Source organism: Cellulomonas sp. URHB0016 (genome assembly GCF_054057935.1).
This window is the reverse complement of record NZ_JBSRZU010000001.1, coordinates 3808657-3828592: the sequence shown is the minus strand read 5'-3', so window position 1 is coordinate 3828592 and position 19936 is coordinate 3808657. Positions and strand designations below refer to the sequence as shown.

General features: G+C 71.9%; 20 protein-coding genes. 10 read left to right on the top strand and 10 right to left on the bottom strand.

Annotated elements, in window-relative coordinates:
• Positions 1 to 44: 44 nt before the first annotated feature.
• On the bottom strand, positions 45 to 974 hold the full coding sequence (locus ACVW07_RS17515; RefSeq protein WP_456820489.1) for a helix-turn-helix transcriptional regulator: 930 nt from the start codon (positions 972 to 974) through the stop codon (positions 45 to 47).
• Between the two features lie 82 nt (positions 975 to 1056).
• On the opposite strand from ACVW07_RS17515, the gene ACVW07_RS17510 reads away from it, so the two are divergent.
• Positions 1057 to 2046, top strand: coding sequence for an alpha/beta fold hydrolase (locus ACVW07_RS17510; RefSeq protein ID WP_456820488.1), 990 nt, complete (start codon positions 1057 to 1059; stop codon positions 2044 to 2046).
• A 132-nt stretch (positions 2047 to 2178) separates the two neighbouring features.
• Here ACVW07_RS17510 and ACVW07_RS17505 read toward each other — a convergent pair whose 3' ends face one another.
• On the bottom strand, positions 2179 to 2916 hold the full coding sequence (locus tag ACVW07_RS17505; protein WP_456820487.1) for a glutamine amidotransferase: 738 nt from the start codon (positions 2914 to 2916) through the stop codon (positions 2179 to 2181).
• 130 nt (positions 2917 to 3046) lie between these two features.
• Here ACVW07_RS17505 and ACVW07_RS17500 point away from each other — a divergent pair, with 130 nt between their 5' ends.
• From ACVW07_RS17500 to ACVW07_RS17465, 8 genes are all read left to right on the top strand, one after another.
• Positions 3047 to 5599: a DEAD/DEAH box helicase gene (locus tag ACVW07_RS17500; protein WP_456821111.1), complete on the top strand. Its 2553-nt coding sequence runs from the start codon at positions 3047 to 3049 to the stop codon at positions 5597 to 5599.
• 82 nt (positions 5600 to 5681) lie between these two features.
• A complete protein-coding gene (locus ACVW07_RS17495; RefSeq protein WP_456820486.1) occupies positions 5682 to 6254 on the top strand; it encodes a VIT1/CCC1 transporter family protein in 573 nt (190 codons plus the stop codon).
• A gap of 16 nt (positions 6255 to 6270) precedes the next feature.
• On the top strand, positions 6271 to 6762 hold the full coding sequence (gene ybaK, locus ACVW07_RS17490) for a Cys-tRNA(Pro) deacylase (RefSeq protein WP_456820485.1): 492 nt from the start codon (positions 6271 to 6273) through the stop codon (positions 6760 to 6762).
• Positions 6763 to 6783: 21 nt separating this feature from the next.
• Complete coding sequence (locus tag ACVW07_RS17485; RefSeq protein ID WP_456820484.1) at positions 6784 to 7527, top strand: YggS family pyridoxal phosphate-dependent enzyme; 744 nt, start codon at positions 6784 to 6786, stop codon at positions 7525 to 7527.
• Between the two features lie 301 nt (positions 7528 to 7828).
• Entirely contained in the window at positions 7829 to 8023 is a 195-nt protein-coding gene (locus tag ACVW07_RS17480; protein WP_456820483.1) for a helix-turn-helix transcriptional regulator, read from the top strand.
• A complete protein-coding gene (locus ACVW07_RS17475; protein ID WP_456820482.1) occupies positions 8010 to 8453 on the top strand; it encodes a hypothetical protein in 444 nt (147 codons plus the stop codon). Before ACVW07_RS17480 ends, ACVW07_RS17475 begins: the two co-directional genes overlap by 14 nt.
• Before the next feature lie 7 nt (positions 8454 to 8460).
• Positions 8461 to 8850 carry a YidH family protein gene (locus tag ACVW07_RS17470; RefSeq protein WP_456820481.1) on the top strand — a complete coding sequence of 130 codons (390 nt, stop codon included), beginning with the start codon at positions 8461 to 8463 and terminating at the stop codon, positions 8848 to 8850.
• Positions 8847 to 9152 carry a DUF202 domain-containing protein gene (locus ACVW07_RS17465; RefSeq protein WP_456820480.1) on the top strand — a complete coding sequence of 102 codons (306 nt, stop codon included), beginning with the start codon at positions 8847 to 8849 and terminating at the stop codon, positions 9150 to 9152. Before ACVW07_RS17470 ends, ACVW07_RS17465 begins: the two co-directional genes overlap by 4 nt.
• 50 nt (positions 9153 to 9202) lie before the next feature.
• Here ACVW07_RS17465 and ACVW07_RS17460 read toward each other — a convergent pair whose 3' ends face one another.
• Both ACVW07_RS17460 and cimA read right to left on the bottom strand, forming a co-directional pair.
• The gene (locus ACVW07_RS17460; protein ID WP_456820479.1) at positions 9203 to 10279 is read right to left on the bottom strand and encodes a lipoate--protein ligase family protein; all 1077 of its coding nucleotides are present in this window, start codon (positions 10277 to 10279) and stop codon (positions 9203 to 9205) included.
• A gap of 55 nt (positions 10280 to 10334) precedes the next feature.
• Positions 10335 to 11954, bottom strand: a complete 1620-nt coding sequence (gene cimA, locus ACVW07_RS17455; protein ID WP_456820478.1) for a citramalate synthase — start codon at positions 11952 to 11954, stop codon at positions 10335 to 10337.
• 361 nt (positions 11955 to 12315) lie between these two features.
• Between cimA and ACVW07_RS17450 the strand changes: the two genes are divergently transcribed.
• A complete protein-coding gene (locus ACVW07_RS17450; RefSeq protein ID WP_456820477.1) occupies positions 12316 to 12909 on the top strand; it encodes a hypothetical protein in 594 nt (197 codons plus the stop codon).
• Positions 12910 to 12961: 52 nt separating this feature from the next.
• Here ACVW07_RS17450 and ACVW07_RS17445 read toward each other — a convergent pair whose 3' ends face one another.
• From ACVW07_RS17445 to ACVW07_RS17420, 6 genes are all read right to left on the bottom strand, one after another.
• A complete protein-coding gene (locus tag ACVW07_RS17445) occupies positions 12962 to 14071 on the bottom strand; it encodes a branched-chain amino acid aminotransferase (RefSeq protein WP_456820476.1) in 1110 nt (369 codons plus the stop codon).
• Positions 14072 to 14259: 188 nt separating this feature from the next.
• On the bottom strand, positions 14260 to 15321 hold the full coding sequence (locus tag ACVW07_RS17440; RefSeq protein WP_456820475.1) for a 3-isopropylmalate dehydrogenase: 1062 nt from the start codon (positions 15319 to 15321) through the stop codon (positions 14260 to 14262).
• 72 nt (positions 15322 to 15393) lie between these two features.
• The gene (locus tag ACVW07_RS17435; protein WP_456820474.1) at positions 15394 to 15933 is read right to left on the bottom strand and encodes an ASCH domain-containing protein; all 540 of its coding nucleotides are present in this window, start codon (positions 15931 to 15933) and stop codon (positions 15394 to 15396) included.
• A gap of 385 nt (positions 15934 to 16318) precedes the next feature.
• Positions 16319 to 17347, bottom strand: a complete 1029-nt coding sequence (gene ilvC, locus ACVW07_RS17430; protein WP_456820473.1) for a ketol-acid reductoisomerase — start codon at positions 17345 to 17347, stop codon at positions 16319 to 16321.
• Between the two features lie 46 nt (positions 17348 to 17393).
• The gene (gene ilvN, locus ACVW07_RS17425) at positions 17394 to 17918 is read right to left on the bottom strand and encodes an acetolactate synthase small subunit (RefSeq protein ID WP_456820472.1); all 525 of its coding nucleotides are present in this window, start codon (positions 17916 to 17918) and stop codon (positions 17394 to 17396) included.
• 3 nt (positions 17919 to 17921) lie between these two features.
• Positions 17922 to 19802: an acetolactate synthase large subunit gene (locus ACVW07_RS17420; protein WP_456820471.1), complete on the bottom strand. Its 1881-nt coding sequence runs from the start codon at positions 19800 to 19802 to the stop codon at positions 17922 to 17924.
• Positions 19803 to 19936: the final 134 nt, after the last annotated feature.

Sequence of the window (19936 nt, the reverse complement as noted above, 5' to 3'; positions counted from 1 at the left end):
CCTCTCGAGCTGCGGGCGCACCCGTCGAAGAGTGCTCGGCCCGGTCAGCCGTACCGCTCGACGAGCGCGCCGCCGATCGAGGCCAGGCGGCCTCGCACGGCCGGCGGGCCGGTCACCTCGACCCATTCGACCAGCCCCGAGAGCTCGCCGGCCATCACGTACTCGTCCTGCCCCCGGATCACGAGCTCGATGCGGCCGTCGGCCGTGGCACCTCCGACCTCGAGCCGATCGCCGAACGCCATCCGGAGCACGCCGATGCCGTGCGGGGCGCACACCGCCTGGACCTCCAACGGCGTGCGCCTGCGGTCGACCTCGTCGGCGATCTCGTGCCAGCTCTCGGCGAGGTCGAAGTCCTCGGGCCGCTGCGCGGGATCGTCGGTCAGGTCCACGGAGGACACGCGATCGATCCGGAAGCTGCGGCGGCCGGCGTCGGTGTGGGAGACGAGGTACCACGACGGACCCTTCGCGACGATGCCCAGCGGGTGGACGGTGCGCTCGGTCTCGACCCCCGTGCGGTCCACGTAGCCGAGCCGCACCTGGACGCCACGGATCACCGCGTCCTGCAGCTCGTCGAGGAAGCGCGGCGGCCGGTGCTCGACCCGGCTCGACCCCCACCGTCGCGGGTCCGTGACGACCGACGACGCTGCAGCCTCCGCCTGCACCCGGAACGGCTCCGGGAGGGCACGGACGAGCTTGCGCAGAGCCGCCTTCACGGCGGGTGTCGCAGCCGAGGCCGGGCCGGCGACGAGGAACAGAGCGCGAGCCTCACCGGCGGTCAACCCGGACAGGTCGGTGCGGGCACCGCCCACGAGGCGCCAACCACCGCTCCGGCCCTGCACCGAGTACACGGGCACCCCGGCCATCGCCAGGGCGTCGAGATCACGGCGGGCGGTGCGTTCCGACACCTCCAGCTCTCGGGCGACCTCTGCCGCGGTCACCTGCTCGCGGTGCTGCAGGAGCAGGAGGGTGGCCATCAGCCGGTCGGCTCGCACCCCGGCCACACTTCCACAGAAAACCGGTCACAAGGTGACCGGTTTCGGTCCGCACGATGGCTGCATGACCTCACAGACGAGCCCGACGACCCACGACCGCATCGACACGACGTCCGATCCCGCCGAGTTCCCCGCGCCCACCCGGGTCGCCCTCAACGGAGTGGAGCTCGAGGTCTTCGAGGCGGGCCGCGAGAATGCCGGAAGGCCCGTCGTGCTGTGTCACGGCTGGCCGGAGCACGCCTTCTCCTGGCGCCACCAGGTGCCTGCCCTCGTCGCAGCGGGCTACCACGTCATCGTCCCGAACCAGCGTGGGTACGGGAGCTCGTCCCGTCCGACGGAGGTGACGGACTACGACATCGAGCACCTGTCGGGCGATCTCGTCGCACTCCTCGACCACTACGGGTACGACGACGCGACGTTCGTCGGGCACGACTGGGGCGCGATGGTCGTCTGGGGCCTGGCCTTGTTGCACCCCGGTCGTGTCAACAAGGTGATCAACCTGAGCCTGCCCTACCAGGTACGTGGTGAGGTGCCCTGGGTCGAGCTCATGGCGAGCGTGCTGGGCGGCGACTTCTACTTCGTCCACTTCAACCAGCAGCCTGGCGTCGCGGACGCGGTGTTCGAGGAGAACACCTCCCGGTTCCTGCGCAACCTGTACCGCAAGAACGAGCCCCCCGCAGCGCCGGCACCGGGCATGGCGCTGATCAACCTCGCCCGGGCGGACACGCCGCGCGGCGAGCCCGTCATGAGCGACCAGGAGCTGGCCGTGTTCGTCTCCGCCTTCGAGTCGTCCGGTTTCACGGGCAGCATCAACTGGTACCGCAACCTGGACCGCAACTGGCACCTGCTGGCGGACGTGGATCCGGTGATCCACCAGCCCACCCTCATGATCTACGGCGACCGTGATGCGGTCCTGAGGTCGGAGAACCTGAGCGAGCTCGTGCCCGACGTGGAGGTGGTCAGCCTGGACTGCGGCCACTGGATCCAGCAGGAGATGCCGGACGAGACGAACCGCGAGATCCTCCGGTGGCTGCACCAGCGGGACGCGGGCTAGCGAGCTGCTCGGGCCGGGGGCGGCCCCTCCGCGGGCCGCGGAGGTGACGGTCGGCGCGGCGGCGCTCCCGGCTCCCGGCTTCCCGCTCCGGCTCCCGGCTCCCGGGGAGAGCACCGGTTCGTCCTGAGACGGTCACCCGTCCGACGCGTACCGCCGGACGAACGCCGCGAGCACCAGCGGGGGCGCCCACACGTGCGACCGCCGCACCTGCTCGCGGAGGGTGTCGTGCTCGGCCGGACGGAAGTATCCGTACTCCCGGTAGACGGCGATGCGGGTGACGATCCCGGCGACGTCGAGCTCGGGGTGGAACTGCGTGGCGTACAGGTTCTGCCGCACGCGGAACATCTGGACCGGGCAGGTGGCGGACGACGCCAGCAGGGTGGCCGACGGCGGCAGGACGCTGCACGCCTCCTTGTGGCCGACGAACGCGTCGAACGTGTCCGGCACCTGCGCGAGCAGCGGGTCCGCGCGCCCCTCCGGCGTGAGCCTGATCGTCACGGCACTGATCGGCTCCGCGTAGGTCCGGTCGATGACGCCGCCCTGGTGCACGCCGAGCGTCCCGACCCCGTAGCAGGCGCCGAGGAACGGCAGGTCGCGGTCCACGAGCTCGTCGAGCAGAGCGGACACCTCCTCCTCCACGCGTCGCTGCACCGGCGACTTGTCCTCGTCCGGCGTGCTCGCGTCGAACGGGCTGCCACCGACGAGGACCCCCGAGATGTCGTCGAGCGCGAGCGGCGGGATCGGGCCGGCCTCCATGCGGATCCGGCGCAGCTCGTCGGGCTGCAGGCCGCCGTACCGCAGCATGGCCGCGTACTCCCCGTCGGCGGCCGCGTCCTGCGCGCGGGAAGCCAGCAGCACGAACGGCTTCATGCACCGAGGCTAGCCAGGGGTCCCCGGCGCGACGCTCCGAGCGCCCTGCCGGTGAGCTGCCGGTGCACTGCCGGTGCACTGCCGGTCCCTGTCGGCGCACGGTCACGTGCGAGGATCGGGCGTGCCCGCCATCTCGACCCCGACCCTCGCCGACCGGATCCCCGCCGACCCGACCGACGCCGACGCGCTGTACGGGGCGTTCACGCAGTGGGCCACGGAGCGCGGCCTGTCGCTGTACCCGCACCAGGACGAGGCGCTGCTCGAGCTGGTCACCGGTTCGCACGTGATCCTCTCCACACCGACCGGGTCGGGCAAGTCGCTCGTCGCGACAGCCGCCCACTTCGTGGCCCTCGCCCAGGGGCGCCGGACGTTCTACACCGCTCCCCTCAAGGCCCTGGTCAGCGAGAAGTTCTTCGCGCTCGTCGAGGCGTTCGGCTCGGCGAACGTCGGCATGATGACCGGCGACTCGTCGGTGAACCCGACGGCGCCGATCATCTGCTGCACGGCGGAGATCCTCGCCAACCTCGCCCTGCGTGACGGCGACGACGCCGACGTCGGTCAGGTCGTGATGGACGAGTTCCACTTCTACACGGACCCGCAGCGCGGGTGGGCGTGGCAGGTGCCGCTCCTCGAGCTGAGCAAGGTCCAGTTCGTGCTGATGTCGGCGACGCTCGGCGACGTCAGCTTCTTCGCCGAGGACCTCACCCGCCGCACGGCACGCCCGGTGGCCGTCGTCGCGAACGCCGAGCGGCCCGTCCCGCTGACGTTCGCCTACGCGATCGAGCCGCTGCACGAGCTGCTCGACGAGCTGGTCAAGACCCGCCGGGCACCCGTCTACGTCGTGCACTTCACGCAGAAGGAGGCGGTCGAGCGTGCGCAGTCCCTGCTGTCGACCCCGCTCGCCGGCCGCGAGCAGCGTGACCTGATCGCGGCCGAGCTGGGGGCGTTCCGGTTCGGGCCGGGCTTCGGCCGGACGCTGTCCAGACTGCTCCGGCACGGCGTCGGGGTGCACCACGCCGGGATGCTGCCGAAGTACCGCCGGGTCGTGGAACGCCTGACGCAACGTGGCCTGCTGCCGGTCGTGTGCGGTACCGACACCCTCGGCGTCGGTATCAACGTCCCCATCCGCACGGTGGTGCTGACGAGCCTCGTGAAGTACGACGGCGTCCGCATGCGGCACCTGTCCGCGCGCGAGTTCCACCAGATCGCGGGCCGGGCCGGCCGGGCGGGCTTCGACACCATCGGTGAGGTCATCGTGATGGCCCCGGAGCACGTCATCGAGAACCGCAAGCTCCTGGAGAAGGCCGGCGACGACCCTCGCAAGGTCAGGAAGATCGTCCGCAAGAAGGCCCCCGAAGGCGCCGTCAACTGGACCGACAAGACGTTCGAGCGGCTGCGCGACGCCCCGCCCGAGCCGCTGACCTCGAGCTTCCAGGTGTCGCACGCGATGGTGCTGCACGTGCTGGCCCGCCCTGGCGACCCGGTCGCGCACATGGTCCGCCTGCTCACCGACAACCATGAGCCCGAGGGAGCCCGGGGCCGCCACGTGCGCCGTGCCGTCGCGGTGTACCGGTCGTTGCGCGCCGCGGGCGTCGTCGAGCGCGTCTGGGTGGAGGACCCGACAGCGCCGCGCGGCCGTCGACGCGCCGTCCGCCTGACGCTCGACCTGCCGCCGAACTTCGCCCTGAACCAGGCCCTGTCACCGTTCGCCTACGCCGCACTCGACCTGCTCGACCAGCAGGACGCCGCGTACGCGCACGACGTGGTCTCCGTCCTGGAGGCGACGCTCGACGACCCCCGTCAGGTCCTCGCTGCGCAGGAGAACCGCGCCCGTGGCGAGGCCGTCGCGGCCATGAAGGCGGAGGGCCTGGAGTACGACCAGCGGATGGCCCTGCTCGAGGACGTGTCCTACCCCCGTCCGCTCGCCGAGCTGCTCGAGGCCGCGTTCGCCATGTACCGGACCACGAACCCGTGGGTCGCCGACCTGGCCCTGTCCCCCAAGTCCGTGGTCCGCGAGATGCACGAGCGGGCGATGACGTTCGCCGAGTACGTCTCCCACTACCAGCTCGACCGCACCGAGGGCGTGCTGCTCCGGTACCTCGCGGACGCGTACCGGGCGCTGCGGCAGACGGTCCCGGAGGACGCCCGCACGGAGGAGCTGTGGGAGGTCGTCGAGTGGCTCGGTGACCTGGTCCGTCGCACCGACTCGAGTCTGCTCGACGAGTGGGAGAGGCTGAGCAACCCGCTCGACGAGCACGGCGCCGACGCGCCCGGCGCGACGGACGACGACACCCCCGAGCCGATCACCGCGAGCCCTCGGGTGTTCCGGGCGCTGGTCCGCGGCGCCCTGTTCAAGCGCGTCGAGCTGGTGGCCCGCGAGCAGTACGGGGCGCTCGCTGCCCTCGGTGACCGCGACGCCGACGACGCGCCCTGGACGTCCGAGCGGTGGAGGACGGCGATGGACCCGTACTACGACGACCACGACGAGATACTCACGGGGCCGCCCGCGCGTGGTCCGGGCCTGTTCCAGGTGACGCCCGGGGCGGCCACGTGGCAGGTGCGTCAGCTCCTCGACGACCCGGAGGGCGACCACGACTGGCGGATCGACGCGACCGTGGACCTCGCGGGCTCGGACGAGACCGGCGAGGTGCAGCTCCGGGTGGTTGCCGTCGGACCTCTCTGAGGCAAGGCTTGCCTGTGTTTGCGCTGGTCAGGGCAGCCTTTCCTGCGATGACAAGCCGCCGCGCGAGGCCTACGGTGGCCGCATGACCGTGCTCTCGAACGCCTTGGTCGGCACATCCCGTCCGGCCGACGTCCCTCCGTCGGCGGGCACCCTCAACCAGCTGCGCGCCGGGGTGCTGGGGGCGAACGACGGGATCGTGTCCGTCGCGGCGATCGTCGTGGGCGTCGCCGGCGCCTCCCCCTCCCGGTCCGTGCTGCTGACCGCAGGCGTCGCCGGTCTCGTCGCGGGGGCGCTGTCGATGGCGAGCGGCGAGTACGTGTCGGTGAGCTCGCAGCGCGATGCCGAGCGTGCCGGTTCGGCCCCCGAGGACGAGCAGACGAACCCGTGGCACGCAGCCGTCGCGTCGCTCGGTGCCTTCGTGCTCGGCGGTCTGATCCCCCTGCTCGTCGTGCTCCCGCCGTGGGGCGCGGCGAGGATCCCCGCGCTCGTCGTCGCCGTCGTGCTCGCGCTCGTCGCGACGGGCGCCGTCAGCGCCCGGATCGGCAACGCACCGGTGCCCCGTGCCGTGCTGCGCAACGTGCTCGGCGGTGGGATCGCCATGGCCGTCACGTACGGCGTGGGGACGCTCGTCGGCCGGTCCGACCTGTTCGGCTGACGCCTACCCTGGCGTCGTGGCCAAGCACGCCCCCACGGGCACCCCGGCGCTCGTCGCGCTCGCGACCGCGGGAGTCCCGCACACCGCCCACCCGTACGAGCACGACGCGGCGACCGACCTCGGCTACGGCCTCGAGGCGGCGCAGGCCCTCGGAGTTCCGCCGGAGCAGGTCTTCAAGACGCTCATGACCGTCGTGGACGGGATGCTCACGGTGGCGGTGGTCCCCGTGACCGGCAAGCTCGACCTCAAGGCGCTCGCGCAGGCCGTCGGCGGCAAGAAGGCGGTGATGGCGCCCAAGCCGGATGCCGAGCGCGCCACGGGGTACGTGGTCGGCGGCATCTCGCCGCTGGGCCAGAAGTCCACCCATCCGACGGTGGTGGACGAGACGGTGTGGCTGTTCGACACCGTCCTGGTGTCGGGCGGGCGTCGCGGCCTGGACGTCGAGCTGGCGCCCGACGACCTGGTCCGGCTCACGGCCGCGACGGTCGCCGACATCGCGCGCGACTGACCGCCGGTACCGTCTGACCCCATGATCGACGTGCCGGAACGCGACGTGGTCGTCGCGCGCCTCGTTGCCGTCCGCGAGCGCATCGAGCGGGCCGCTTCGGCCGCAGGACGACCATCCGGCCAGGTCAGGCTGCTGCTGGCGACGAAGACGATGCCGGCGGCGGTGGTGCGCGCGGCCGTCGAGGCCGATGCCGCTCTGCGTGCCGCCGACGACCGGCTCGCTCCCGTGCTGGTCGGGGAGAACCGGGTGCAGGAGCTCGTCGCCAAGGGGCCCGAGCTCGCCGACCTCGCCCCGACGACGCACCTCATCGGACCCCTGCAGTCGAACAAGGTCAACGCCGCCCTGCGGTGGGCCGGCTGCATCGAGTCGGTGGAGAGCCTGGACCTCGCCCGGCGCCTGTCGACCCGCGCGGGAACCCGACGGATGGACGTGTGCGTCCAGGTGAACGTCTCGGGCGAGACGACGAAGCACGGGGTGCCGCCGGACGCCGCCGCGGACCTCGCGATCAGCGTGGCGGCACTCGACGGCGTCCGGCTCGTCGGGTTCATGACCGTCGGGGCGAACTCGTCGGACGCCGCCGCGGTACGCGCCGGTTACGCGCTCCTGCGCCAGGTGCGCGACGAGGTGCTGGCTTCCGGTGCCCCAGGGACGACCGACGCACGCGAGCTGTCGATGGGCATGAGCCGGGACTTCGAGGCCGCGGTCGCCGAGGGCGCCACGATCGTCCGGGTCGGCACCGCCGTGTTCGGCAGCAGGACCACCTGACGCAGGGCGACCAGGCGGGCGGCACGGTTCAACCTCCGCGCCCCTCGTGCGCGACGGGACGCCGCGAGCTCGCGCTCGTGCAGCACACTCATCCGGCGCAGCGCGCGGTCGAGATCCGTGCGGTCGTGGTCGTCGTCCATCCCGTCCCCCTCCGGTCGCTGCACAGGAGTCCTGGACGGACCACCAGATACACGTGACCGCCGAGCATGGTCGATGACCAGCAGGCTTGACACTGCGCCGGGTGTCAAGCACGCTTGTCACGTCAAGGAGGCTTGACACACGGACGGCGGGAGGGCCACCGGTGAGGAACGAGATCCGTCGCCTGCGGGACGAGACCGGCCTCTCGCAGGCCGGTCTCGCCGAGGCGCTGGGCGTGTCGCGCCAGACCGTCAACTCGCTCGAGACGGGCCGGTACGACCCGTCCCTCCCCCTCGCCTTCGCCCTCGCCCGCTACTTCGACACCACCATCGAGGAGCTCTTCCATGTCGACGAATGACAGCGCTGCGCGCCCGCCCCGCCTCGTCTCGAGAGGCCGGTTCCTCGTCGCACTGGTCTCCGGTGCGGTCGCCATCGGCGTCCTCGTCGTCGTGTTCGTCGCGATCCACCAGCCCGACGCCGCCAGGGGGGCGGCCATCAGCGGCACGACGATGCTGTTGCTGCTCACGCTCGCCCGCCTACGGTCACGTCGCTCGCCCGCCAAGGTCAGCACGGCGGCACGGCTCGGAGCGGGGGTGCCCGACGAGCGCGACAAGGCCATCGTCAACGGCGCGCTCTCCCGTGTCGGTGCCATGTCCTTCCTGTTCGCGTCGGCGGGCCTCGCGTGCGTGATGGCAGGGCTCGATGCCCGCTCGGTCCTCACGCTCACCGTCGTGGCCCTGGCCGTGACCCTCGTCGTGTCGCTCGTCGTCCTGGAACGGCGGGGCTGACGCCAGGATGGGGTCCATGGACGACGCTCCCCCGCTCCGCCGGTCCCGCTTCCCCCGCTGGGTCTACGGCGTGGGTTCCGAGCCCGACGCCCGGTTCTCCCTCGCCAACGAACGCACGTTCCTGGCCTGGGTCCGCACGGCGCTCGCCCTGCTGGCCTCCGGCGTGGCGCTCGAGGCGCTCGACCTGCCCATCGAGGAGCACCTGCGGTTCACCGCGGCCCTCGTGCTGGTGGTGGTCGGGGTCGTGGCACCGGTGCTCGCCTGGCTCGGCTGGGCACGCGCGGAGCGCGCTGTCCGGCTCGGCGCCCCCCTGCCCGCGCCGTCGTCCTTCGGGCTGCTCGTGGTCGGTGTGCTCGTGGCCGGCGTTCTCGTGCTCGTCGGCATGGTGCTCGCATGACGACGGACCACGACCCCGGTACGGGACTCGCCGCGGAGCGGACCCGGCTCGCGTGGCGTCGCACCGGTCTGTCGCTGGCCGCCGGCAGCGTCGCCGCGGCCCGGCTCTTCCAGGAGGTCGTCGGAGGCGCCGCCTGGTCCCTCGGCGCCGCGGGCCTGGCCGCGAGCGCGGCGTTGCTCGTCGCTGCCTACCGCCGGCACACCGGCAGCCTGACGGGCGGTGGCGGGCTCGTCACGGTGTGCGCGGCCGGCGTGGTGGTGATCGGGGTCTGCTCGGTCCTCATGGTGGTCGGCCGGCTCTGACCGGCCGCCGGCGACGGTGCGGCCGCACGCCATGGCGACGGACCGCCGGGTCAGGGAACGCGAGCGGTCCACGACGGGTCGGTGAACTTGGACTCCATCAGCTCGGCGGCCCGAGCCAGCTCGTCGGGTCGGAGCTCGCCGTCGACCGTGGTGTACCGCCGCCGGAAGTGCGCCACGAACGCGGCGACCACGTCCTCGCGAGGAAGCCCGGTCTGGGAGCGGACCGGGTCGACGCGCTTGTTCGCGCTGGTGGTGCCCTTGTCCGACAGCTTCTCCCGGCCGATGCGGAGCACCTCCAGCATCTTGTCCGCGTCGATGTCGTACGACATGGTCACGTGGTGCAGCACCGCGCCGCCGACCATGCGCTTCTGGGCCGAGCCGGCGAGCTTGCCGGCCGCGGAGGCGATGTCGTTGAGCCCGCTGTGGAACGCCTCGACACCGACGTCGGCGAGCGCGCCGAGCACCCACTCGTTGAGGAAGGCGTAGGACTGCTCGAACGTCATGCCGTCCACGAGCGACACGGGCACCACCAGCGAGAACGTGATGCAGTTGCCCGCCTCCATGAACATCGCGCCGCCGCCCGAGATGCGCCGCACCACGGTGATGGCGTGGCGCTCGGCCGCCTCCAGGTCCACCTCGTTGCGGAGCGACTGGAACGACCCGATGATCACCGCCGGCTCGACCCACTCCCAGAACCGCAGGGTGGGTCCGCGACGTCCCGCCGCGAGCTCCTCGGTCAGGACCTGGTCCAGCGCCGTGTGCATCGCCGGCGGCAGTGGGCCAGGATGCAGCAGCTCGACGGTGTGGTCGGACCACGACGTCGAGCGGCCGAGGGCCCGGCGCACCGCGATGCCGACGGCATGGGCGTCGAACCCCACCATCGCGACCGGGCCGACGAGAGAGCCGTCCACCTGCGCCGCGGTCAGCGCCGCGCTGATCGCAGCGGCCAGGACGTTCGCCGGGGAGTCGGCCGGAAGGCCGTCGAGCGCCCGTGACACCACGGGGAGCGCGTCGTCCGGCTCCAGGAAGAAGTCGCCGCTGACCTCGACGGCCGTCAGGACGCCGTCGACGACCTCGGCGTCGACGGCGACGAGCTTGCCACCGGGCACCTTGTACTCACCGTGCACGCGCACCAACCTAGGCGACGGTCCCCGCGCGCAGGTGGTGGCGGCCCCATGCGCCTCAGCGCGGCGCGACTCCCACGTTGCGCAGACCCCAGATGGCCGAGTCGGTGAGCGCCTCCCAGGACGCCTCGAGCAGGTTGGGCCCGACGCCGACGGTGCTCCACGACGCCTGCCCGTCGGTCATCTCGATGAGCACGCGCGTGACCGCGTCCGTGCCGTGCATCGAGTCGAGGATCCGGACCTTGAAGTCGATCAGCTCGAAGGACTCGAGCTCCGGGTACACCCGCGCGAGCGCCTGTCGCAGCGCATGGTCGAGGGCGTTGACAGGACCGTTCCCCTCCCCCGTGCTGACGATCCGCTCGCCGCCGGCGTGGAGCTTGACGGTGGCCTCGGCGGTCGCCGGGGTGCCTCGGCCGCCGGCCCGCTCGACGATGGCCCGCCACGACTCCACCGAGAAGTACTGCGGGCGCCGGCCGTCGAGCTCCTCGACGAGGAGCAGCTCGAACGACGCGTCCGCCGCCTCGTAGGTGTAGCCGTTGGCCTCGGCGTCCTTGACCCTCTCGGTGACGCGACCGAGCACCTCGGGACGGCCGGACAGGTCGAAGCCGAGCTCGCGGCCCTTGAGCTCGATGGACGCCCGGCCGGCCATCTCGGACACGAGCATGCGCATGTCGTTGCCCACGTCAGCCGGATCGATGTGCTGGTAGAGGTCGGGGTCCACCTTGATCGCCGACGCGTGGATGCCCGCCTTGTGCGCGAAGGCGCTCGCTCCGACGTACGGCTGCCGGGCGAAGGGCGAGATGTTGGTGATCTCCGCGATGGCGTGCGCGAGCCGCGTGAGCTCCGGCAGGCCGCCGGGCCGGTCGCCGTCGGTCCGCAGGACGTGCAGGCCGTACTTCAGCTGGAGGTTCGCGACGATCGAGAGCAGGTCCGCGTTCCCGGTCCGCTCGCCGTAGCCGTTCACGGTGCCCTGGACGTGGGTGCAGCCCGCCTCGACGGCCGCGAGCGAGTTCGCCACCGCGCACCCCGAGTCGTTGTGGGCATGGATCCCGAGGATCGCCTGCGGCCCGGCGGCGTCGCGGACCTCGTGCACGATGTCCGCGACCCAGGTGGGCACCATGCCGCCGTTCGTGTCGCACAGGGCGACCACCTCGGCCCCGGCCTCGAAGCCGGCGAGCACCGCCGCCGTCGTGTACGCCGCGTCGAACCGGTACCCGTCGAAGAAGTGCTCGGCGTCGACGACGACCCGGCGGCCCTCCCGCACCAGGAACCGCACGGTGTCGGCGATCATCGCGATGTTCTCGTCGCCGGTGGTGCGCAGCGCCCTCTCCGCGTGCCGCAGGTCGTGCTTCGCGACGAGGGTGACGACCGGCGCTTCCGAGTCGACGAGCGCGCGCACCTGCGGGTCGTCGGCCGCCCGGTTCCCGGGCTTGCGCGTGCTGCCGAATGCCGCGAGCTCGGCGTTGCGCAGGTCGAGCTCCTTGGCGGCCCGCTTGAAGAACTCCGTGTCCTTCGGGACCGCGCCCGGCCAGCCGCCTTCGATGAAGCCCACCCCGAGCTCGTCGAGCATCGGCGCGATCGCGAGCTTGTCGGCGACAGAGAGGTTGATGCCCTCCTGCTGGGCGCCGTCGCGCAGGGTCGTGTCGTACACGTGGAAGGGGGTGGGGCTCGTGGTCACGATGAGCTCTCTTCGCTGCTGTGGTGCTTCGTGTGGTGCTCGTGCGTCCTGCTGATCCTCGTACCTGTCGAGCGGCGGCCGGCCGGACGGGGGTGGTGTCCGACCAACAAAAAGACCCCCCGGGGTACGGGAGGTCTGCGCGTCGGTAGGTTGCCCGACGCGCTACTCGATAATGAGCGTGATGGTGGTCACGACGTCATGGTGGCACACAGGGTGGGTCGTGGTCATCCGTTCCACGCACTGGACACCGTGTCGCGGTCGCACCTGACGGCAGACCAGGCGCCGGGCCCGCCGCTTCGCTACCTTGGCGAGTGGCCCACGACGCCGGCCCGACCGGCGTCCCGCGTGTCGAGGAGGTCGCATGACCGTCCCGTCCGGTGACCCGCACTACCCGAACCAGCCCCCGGCGGTGCCACCACCGGTACCACCCGCCCAGGTCCCCGCCTATGAGGTCCCCGTCGCCCAGGTGCCTGCCCAGGTGCCCGCCGCCGCGGTACCTGTGGCTCCGGCGGCACCACCACCCCGGCCGCGTATCGCGATCGACGGCGGACGCTACTGGGCGGGCGTGGCTGCGACCGCCGTCGTGGCCGCGCTCGTCGGAGTCGTCGGCGTCGTCGTCTTCGAGCGCATCTTCGACATCCCGCTCGTGAACAAGGACCCGTTCGGCACGGGCTCCTCGATGGGGGCGTACGTGGTCGGTGCGGTCGCGACCACACTCGTCGCCGCGCTGCTGCTGCAGGCGCTCGTGCTCTCGACACCGGAGCCGTCGACGTTCTTTGGCTGGATCATGGGGCTCGGCACGCTGGTGGTGGCACTCCTGCCGCTGACGTGGACCGACGACAAGACCGCGGCACTGTGCAGCGGGCTCGTGAACCTGCTCATCGGCATCGCCGTGTGGTCGCTGCTGACGGGCGTGCTCGCCCGCACGTCGCAGCGCACGATCCCGCTCGTCTGACAGGTCGACGGCCCCGTCCCGGCGGTGTGGGGACGGGGCCGTCGACGAGACGTCAGACCAGCCGGGTCAGCCAGCCGTGCCGGTCGGTCGCCCGGCCGTACTGGATGTCCGTGAGCTCGGTGCGGATCTGCATGGTCACCGGTCCCGCGGCACCGTCGCCGACCGTGAGGTCGAAGTCGTCGCTCGCGAGCCGCCCGATGGGCGTGATCACCGCGGCCGTCCCGCAGGCGAACACCTCGCGCACCGTGCCGTCCGCCAGACCGGCGCGGAGCTCCGCCAGCGGCAGGGACCGCTCGCTCACCTGGTGGCCGGCGTCGGTGAGCAGCTGGATGATCGAGCCGCGCGTCACGCCTTCGAGGATCGAGCCGGACACGGGCGGTGTCACCGCGCTCCCGTCGGCCTGGATCACGAAAACGTTCATGCCGCCGAGCTCCTCGAGCTCGGTGTTGGTCGACGCGTCGAGGAAGCACACCTGCTCGAAGCCCTTGTCGTACGCGAGCTGCTGCGGCAGCAGGCTGGCGGCGTAGTTGCCGCCGCACTTGGCGGCGCCCGTGCCGCCCGCGCCGGCACGGTGGTACTCCTGGTCCACCCAGATGGCCACCGGCTTCACCCCACCCGCGAAGTACGGTCCCACCGGCGAGGCGATGACGAGGAACTCGGCCTCGAGCGAGGGCCGCACGCCGAGGAAGGGTTCGGACGCGTACATGAACGGGCGCAGGTACAGGCTCTTCTCCTCGCCGGAGGGCACCCACGCGCGATCGGTCTGCACCAGCGCCGTGATGGCGCCCATGAAGTCGGCCTCGGACACCTCCGGGAGCGCCAGCCGGTGCGCGGACCGCGCGAACCGCGCCGCGTTCGCCTGCGGCCGGAACGTCCACACCGAGCCGTCCGCGTGCCCGTACGCCTTCAGCCCCTCGAAGATCTCCTGCGCGTAGTGGAGCACCGCCGTGGCGGGGTCGAGCTGCAGCGGTCCGTACCGCTCGACGCGACGGTCGTGCCAGCCCTCGCCGTGCGCGTACGTGATCCGAGCCATGTGCTCGGTGAAGACGGTGCCGAACCGCGGCGCGGCCAGCGCGGCCTCCCGCACCGCGTCGGGCACCGGGGTGTCCGTGCGGTGGATCTCGAAGAGGTCGGCGGACGTCGGTGTCGCAAGAGTGCTCATGGTCGAGGGCCTTTCACCAGGGTCGAGTCAGACGCTACCTGGGCGTGCGGCCGGGTGGACAGTCACCGTGCGGCTCACGGTGAACCGTGCCGCCCCGGACCTCCGCCGGTGCACGTGCGGGTCCGGTGAGACGGCTGAGGTGGTGGTGTCGGGGTCGCCCAGGTGGCCCGGGTCGACGACGGCGGGGATCAGCCGGCGATGCGCGCGGCGAGGTCCTTGCCCACCTCGGCCGTCGACCGTACTCGGTCGGTGGACCGCTCGGCGATGTCGGCGGCGACCGCCGCCTCCACCCGCCGGGCGGCGTCGGTGTGACCCAGGTGGTCCAGGAGAAGCGCGACCGACAGCACCGTGGCCGTCGGGTCCGCCTTGCCCTGGCCGGCGATGTCCGGGGCCGAGCCGTGCACGGGCTCGAACATGCTCGGGGTGGTGCGGTCGGGGTTGATGTTGGCGGACGCGGCCAGGCCGATGCCGCCCGTGATGGCAGCGGCGAGGTCGGTGAGGATGTCGCCGAACAGGTTGTCGGTGACGATCACGTCGAACCGGGCCGGGTTCGTGACCAGGAAGATCGTCGCGGCGTCCACGTGCAGGTAGTCGACGGTGACGTCCGGGAACTCCGCGTTCACGGCCTCGACGGTGCGGCGCCACAGGTGGCCGGCGTGCACGAGCACGTTGTGCTTGTGCACGAGCGTGAGCTTCTTGCGCGGACGCACCGCGGCCCGGGCGAACGCGTCGCGGACCACGCGCTCGACGCCGAACGCGGTGTTGACGCTCACCTCGTTGGCGACCTCGTGCGGCGTGCCGACGCGGATTGCGCCCCCGTTGCCGACGTACGGGCCCTCGGTGCCTTCGCGGACCACGACGAAGTCGACGTCCCCCGGGCTGGCCAGCGGGCTCGCGACGCCGGGGAAGAGCTTGCTCGGGCGCAGGTTGACATAGTGGTCCAGCGCGAAGCGGAGCTTGAGCAGCAGCCCCCGCTCGAGGACGCCCGACGGGACGGTCGGGTCGCCGATGGCGCCGAGCAGGATCGCGTCGTGCGAGCGGATCGCGGCGAGGTCGGTGTCCGTGAGCGTCTCGCCCGTCGCGTGCCAGCGGCGCGCACCCAGGTCGAAGTCGGTCGTGGAGACCGTCACCCCACCGCCGTGCAACGCGGACTCGAGGGCCAGGAGACCCTGCTCGACGACCTCCGTGCCGATGCCGTCCCCGGCGACGACGGCGAGGCGGATGTCCTGGGCGGGGGCGCTGTCGACCATGCGTTCCAGCGTAGACCCTGTCCCACCTGGCGGGACCGCCGTCTCATGTTGCGGTCACGCCGCAGACGTCGTTCAGTCCACGGCGGGCGTGGCGCCGACAGTCGGATAGATCAACTCGAAGCGCTCCGCCACCACCTGCAGGTCCGTGCTGAACCGCTCGTCCCCCAGCACCCGGCGCCAGTACCGCTCGTGCTCCGCCCGCCACGAGTCCAGGCTGAGGTCGTCCTCGCCCTCCGCGGCGGCGTGGGCCGCGTCCACCTGGTCGAACGGGACCACCTCGACGTCCGTCGTGCGCAGCAGCGCCCTCGGCTCGCCGTCGGCGTCCACGACGATCGACAGGTCTCCCGGCCGCGGGACGTCGAGGTCGGCCTCCTGGAGCTCCAGCAGCGCGGTCGACGTCGCCGACTTGCGGCCGTCCAGGACCAGACCGAGCAGCTGGCTCGCGAGCTCCGGGCTGTCCCCGAACGACCACGACGGCGGCGGCACGGCGTCGTTGGGCGACGACCCCAGGACAGGGCCCAGGTCTCCCATGCCGACGTGGCCGCGAGCGGCCCTCCAGAACGCGGCGACCCTGTCGTCCTCGACCCCGTCGCCCTGCACGCTCTCCGCCATCGTCGTCCTTCCGTCGTGGGTGCGCCCCATCATGTCGGGAAACGCGACGAGCGTGCGACCCGGCGGTGGCCGGGGCGCACGCTCGTCACGTCGGAGCGGGTCAGCGCGCGGCCGAGCCCTCAGTGCTTCTTGGTCGGGGTCGGCCGCGCCCTGCCCTCCGGCAGGTGCCGCGCTGCGCGGGGCCCCTACCTCCGGTCAGCGCGCCGCCGACGCCTCAGTGCTTCTTGGTCGGGGTCGGCCGCGCCCTGCCCTCCGGCAGGTGCCGCGCTGCGCGGGGCCCCTACCTCCGGTCAGCGCGCGGCCGAACCCTCAGTGCTTCGTGGTCGGGGTCGGCCGCGCCCTGCCCTCCGGCAGGTGCCGCGCTGCGCGGGGCCCCTACCTCCGGTCAGCGCGCGGCCGAACCCTCCACGTAGTCGCTGTCCGAGGGCTTGACCCAGGCGAAGAGCTTGCGCAGCTCGCGGCCGACCGGCTCGATCGGGTGGTTCTGGCCCTTGTCGCGGAGCTCCTTGAACTCGGGAGCGCCGGCGTCCTGGTCGTTGATGAACCGCTCGGCGAACGCGCCGTTCTGGATGTCCGCGAGCACGGCCTGCATGTTCGCCTTGACGTCGGGCGTGATGACGCGCGGCCCCGAGACGTAGTCGCCGTACTCGGCCGTGTCGGAGACCGACCAGCGCTGCTTGGTGATGCCGCCCTCGAAGATGAGGTCGACGATCAGCTTGAGCTCGTGCAGCACCTCGAAGTACGCGACCTCGGGCTGGTAGCCGGCCTCGGTCAGGGTCTCGAAGCCGTACTGGATGAGCTGCGACACGCCACCGCACAGGACGGCCTGCTCGCCGAACAGGTCGGTCTCGGTCTCCTCGGTGAACGTCGTCTTGATACCGGCGGCACGCAGGCCACCGATCGCCTTGGCGTACGAGAGCGCCAGGGCCCAGGCGCCGCCCGACGCGTCCTGCTCGACGGCGACGATGACCGGGACCCCACGGCCGTCCGCGTACTCACGACGCACGAGGTGGCCGGGGCCCTTGGGGGCGACCATGAGCACGTCGTGCTGCGCGGCCGGCTTGATGTAGCCGAACCGGATGTTGAAGCCGTGGCCGAAGACGAGCGCGGCGCCGTCCTTGAGGTTCGGCTCGATCTCGTCGCGGTAGACGATCCGCTGCACCTGGTCGGGCGCGAGGATGACGACCACGTCGGCCTCGCGGACCGCGTCGGCGACCGTGGCGACCTTGAGGCCCTGGTTCTCGGCCTTCTCGCGGGACGCCGAGCCCTCGCGCAGGCCCACGGTCACGTCGACACCGGAGTCGCGCAGGTTGAGGGAGTGCGCGTGCCCCTGGCTGCCGTAGCCGATGACGGCGACCTTCTTGGACTGGATGACCGACAGGTCGGCGTCGTCGTCGTAGAACAGCTCAGCCACGGTGGTTCTCCTCAGATGATGTGGTGGTCGTGCGGGACGAAGGATGTCAGGAGGCGCGCGAGACGCGCTCGAGCGCCCGGTCCGTGATCGACCGCGAGCCGCGGCCGATGGCGACGGTGCCGGACTGGACGATCTCGCGGATGCCGAACGGCTCGAGGGCCGCCAGCAGCGCGTCGAGCTTGCCGGGGCCGCCGGTCGCCTCGATGACGACCGTGTCGGGCACGACGTCGACGACGTGGGCGCGGAACAGCTGGACGACCTCGAGCACGCTGGTGCGCTGCGTGGTGTCGGCCTTGACCTTGACGAGCAGCAGCTCACGCTGCACGGACGCGGCATCCTCGAGCTCGACGATCTTGATGACGTTGATGAGCTTGTTGAGCTGCTTGGTAACCTGCTCCAGGGGCAGCTCGTCGACGTCGACCACGACCGTGATGCGCGAGATCTCCGGGTGCTCAGTCGGGCCGACCGCGAGCGAGTGGATGTTGAACGAGCGACGCGCGAAGAGGCCCGCGACGCGCGTCAGCACGCCGGGCTTGTTCTCGACGAGCACCGAGAGGGTGTGGCGGCTCATGGGTCAGTCCTCCCGGTCCCACGCCGGGCTGATGCCGCGGGCGTACTGGATGTTGTCGTTGCTCACGCCGGCGGCGACCATCGGCCACACCATCGCGTCGCGCGAGACGGTGAAGTCGACGACGACAGGCTGGTCGTCGATCTCGAGGGCGCGCTTGATCGTCGCGTCCACGTCGGCCTTCGTCTCGCACCTCAGGCCCACGCAGCCGTAGGCGTCGGCGAGCTTCACGAAGTCGGGGATGCGCGCCGTCCCGTGGCCGGTGTTCAGGTCCGTGTTGGAGTAGCGCGACTCGTAGAAGAGGGTCTGCCACTGCCGGACCATGCCGAGCGACGAGTTGTTGATGATCGCGACCTTGATCGGGATCTCGTTGATGGTGCAGGTGGCGAGCTCCTGGTTGGTCATCTGGAAGCAGCCGTCGCCGTCGATGGACCACACGGTGCGGTCGGGCTGCCCGACCTTCGCGCCCATCGCCGCCGGCACGGAGTAGCCCATGGTGCCCAGGCCGCCGGAGTTCAGCCACGAGTTGGGCCGCTGGTACTTGATGAACTGCGCGGCCCACATCTGGTGCTGGCCCACGCCCGCGACGTAGATCGCCTCGGGGCCGGAGAGCTCACCGATGCGGCTGATGACGTGCTGCGGCGCCAGGTGGCCGTCGGCGGGCTCGTCGTAGCCGAGCGGGAACGTGCCGCGCCAGTCGTCGAGCTGCTTCCACCACGCCTCGAGGTCCGGCTTGCCGTGCTGGGCGTGCTCGCGCGCCAGCTCCGGCAGCAGGTCCGTGAGGACCTCCCGCAGGTCGCCGACGATCGGCACGTCGACCCTGCGGTTCTTGCCGATCTCGGCCGGGTCGATGTCCGCGTGCACGATGGTCGCGTTCGGGGCGAAGCTCGACAGCTGCCCGGTCACGCGGTCGTCGAACCGGGCGCCCAGCGCCACGATCAGGTCGGACTTCTGCAGCGCCGCGACCGCGGCGACCGTGCCGTGCATGCCGGGCATGCCGAGGTTCTGCGGGTGCGCGTCGGGCAGCGCGCCGCGGGCCATCAGCGTGGTCACGGCCGGGGCGCCCGACGCGTCGACGAGCGCCTGGAGCTGCGCGGCGGCACCCGCACGGATCACGCCGCCGCCGACGTACAGGACGGGACGACGCGCCGTGGCGAGGAGCCGGGCCGCCTCGCGGATCTGCTTCGCGTGCGGCTTGGTGACCGGGTGGTAGCCGGGCAGGCTGAGCTCCTGCGGCCACGCGAACGTGGTCTGGGCCTGCATGGCGGACTTCGAGATGTCGACGAGCACCGGGCCCGGGCGGCCGGTCGACGCGATGTGGAACGCCTCGGCGATGACGCGCGGGATCTCGTTCGCGTCGGTGACCAGGTAGTTGTGCTTGGTCACCGGCAGCGTGATGCCGACGATGTCGGCCTCCTGGAACCCGTCCGTGCCGATCAGCGACGCGACGACCTGACCGGTGATCGCGACCAGCGGCACGGAGTCCATGTGGGCGTCGGCGAGCGGGGTGACGAGGTTCGTCGCTCCCGGGCCGGACGTCGCCATGCAGACGCCGACCCGGCCGGTCGCGGAGGCGTAGCCGGCCGCCGCATGCCCGCCGCCCTGCTCGTGGCGCACGAGGATGTGGCGCAGGCGGGTCGAGTCCAGCAGCGGGTCGTACAGCGGCAGGATCGCGCCGCCGGGGATGCCGAACACGACCTCGGCACCCGCCTCCTCGAGCGAGCGGACGATCGACTGCGCGCCGGTGACCTTCTCGACGCTGCCGACGACACCCACGCCGGCCGGGGCCGGCGCCGTCCGGGCGGGGGCCGGGACGACGGTCGGGGTGGCGGGCGAGACGGTGGGACCGGACGAGCGCGGCGGTGCCGGGTGGGGACCCTGGACCATCGATGTCTCCCTGGGTGGTGCTGGTGGCGGGAAGGAGCCGGACAAACGAAAACCCCTCGACGCCATGATCGGCCTGCCGAGGGGTGAGCGCGCTGACGAGACCTGGACGGGTGGCCTCAGCCGGCGCGCTCAGG

Coding starts and splice junctions, on each gene's coding strand:
- ACVW07_RS17515 (WP_456820489.1), bottom strand. CDS start 974: ATGGCCACCCTCCTGCTCCTGCAGCACCGCGAGCAGGTGACCGCGGCA.
- ACVW07_RS17510 (WP_456820488.1), top strand. CDS start 1,057: ATGACCTCACAGACGAGCCCGACGACCCACGACCGCATCGACACGACG.
- ACVW07_RS17505 (WP_456820487.1), bottom strand. CDS start 2,916: ATGAAGCCGTTCGTGCTGCTGGCTTCCCGCGCGCAGGACGCGGCCGCC.
- ACVW07_RS17495 (WP_456820486.1), top strand. CDS start 5,682: ATGACCGTGCTCTCGAACGCCTTGGTCGGCACATCCCGTCCGGCCGAC.
- ACVW07_RS17485 (WP_456820484.1), top strand. CDS start 6,784: ATGATCGACGTGCCGGAACGCGACGTGGTCGTCGCGCGCCTCGTTGCC.
- ACVW07_RS17475 (WP_456820482.1), top strand. CDS start 8,010: ATGTCGACGAATGACAGCGCTGCGCGCCCGCCCCGCCTCGTCTCGAGA.
- ACVW07_RS17470 (WP_456820481.1), top strand. CDS start 8,461: ATGGGGTCCATGGACGACGCTCCCCCGCTCCGCCGGTCCCGCTTCCCC.
- ACVW07_RS17465 (WP_456820480.1), top strand. CDS start 8,847: ATGACGACGGACCACGACCCCGGTACGGGACTCGCCGCGGAGCGGACC.
- ACVW07_RS17450 (WP_456820477.1), top strand. CDS start 12,316: ATGACCGTCCCGTCCGGTGACCCGCACTACCCGAACCAGCCCCCGGCG.
- ACVW07_RS17445 (WP_456820476.1), bottom strand. CDS start 14,071: ATGAGCACTCTTGCGACACCGACGTCCGCCGACCTCTTCGAGATCCAC.
- ACVW07_RS17440 (WP_456820475.1), bottom strand. CDS start 15,321: ATGGTCGACAGCGCCCCCGCCCAGGACATCCGCCTCGCCGTCGTCGCC.
- ACVW07_RS17435 (WP_456820474.1), bottom strand. CDS start 15,933: ATGGCGGAGAGCGTGCAGGGCGACGGGGTCGAGGACGACAGGGTCGCC.
- ilvN (WP_456820472.1), bottom strand. CDS start 17,918: ATGAGCCGCCACACCCTCTCGGTGCTCGTCGAGAACAAGCCCGGCGTG.
- ACVW07_RS17420 (WP_456820471.1), bottom strand. CDS start 19,802: ATGGTCCAGGGTCCCCACCCGGCACCGCCGCGCTCGTCCGGTCCCACC.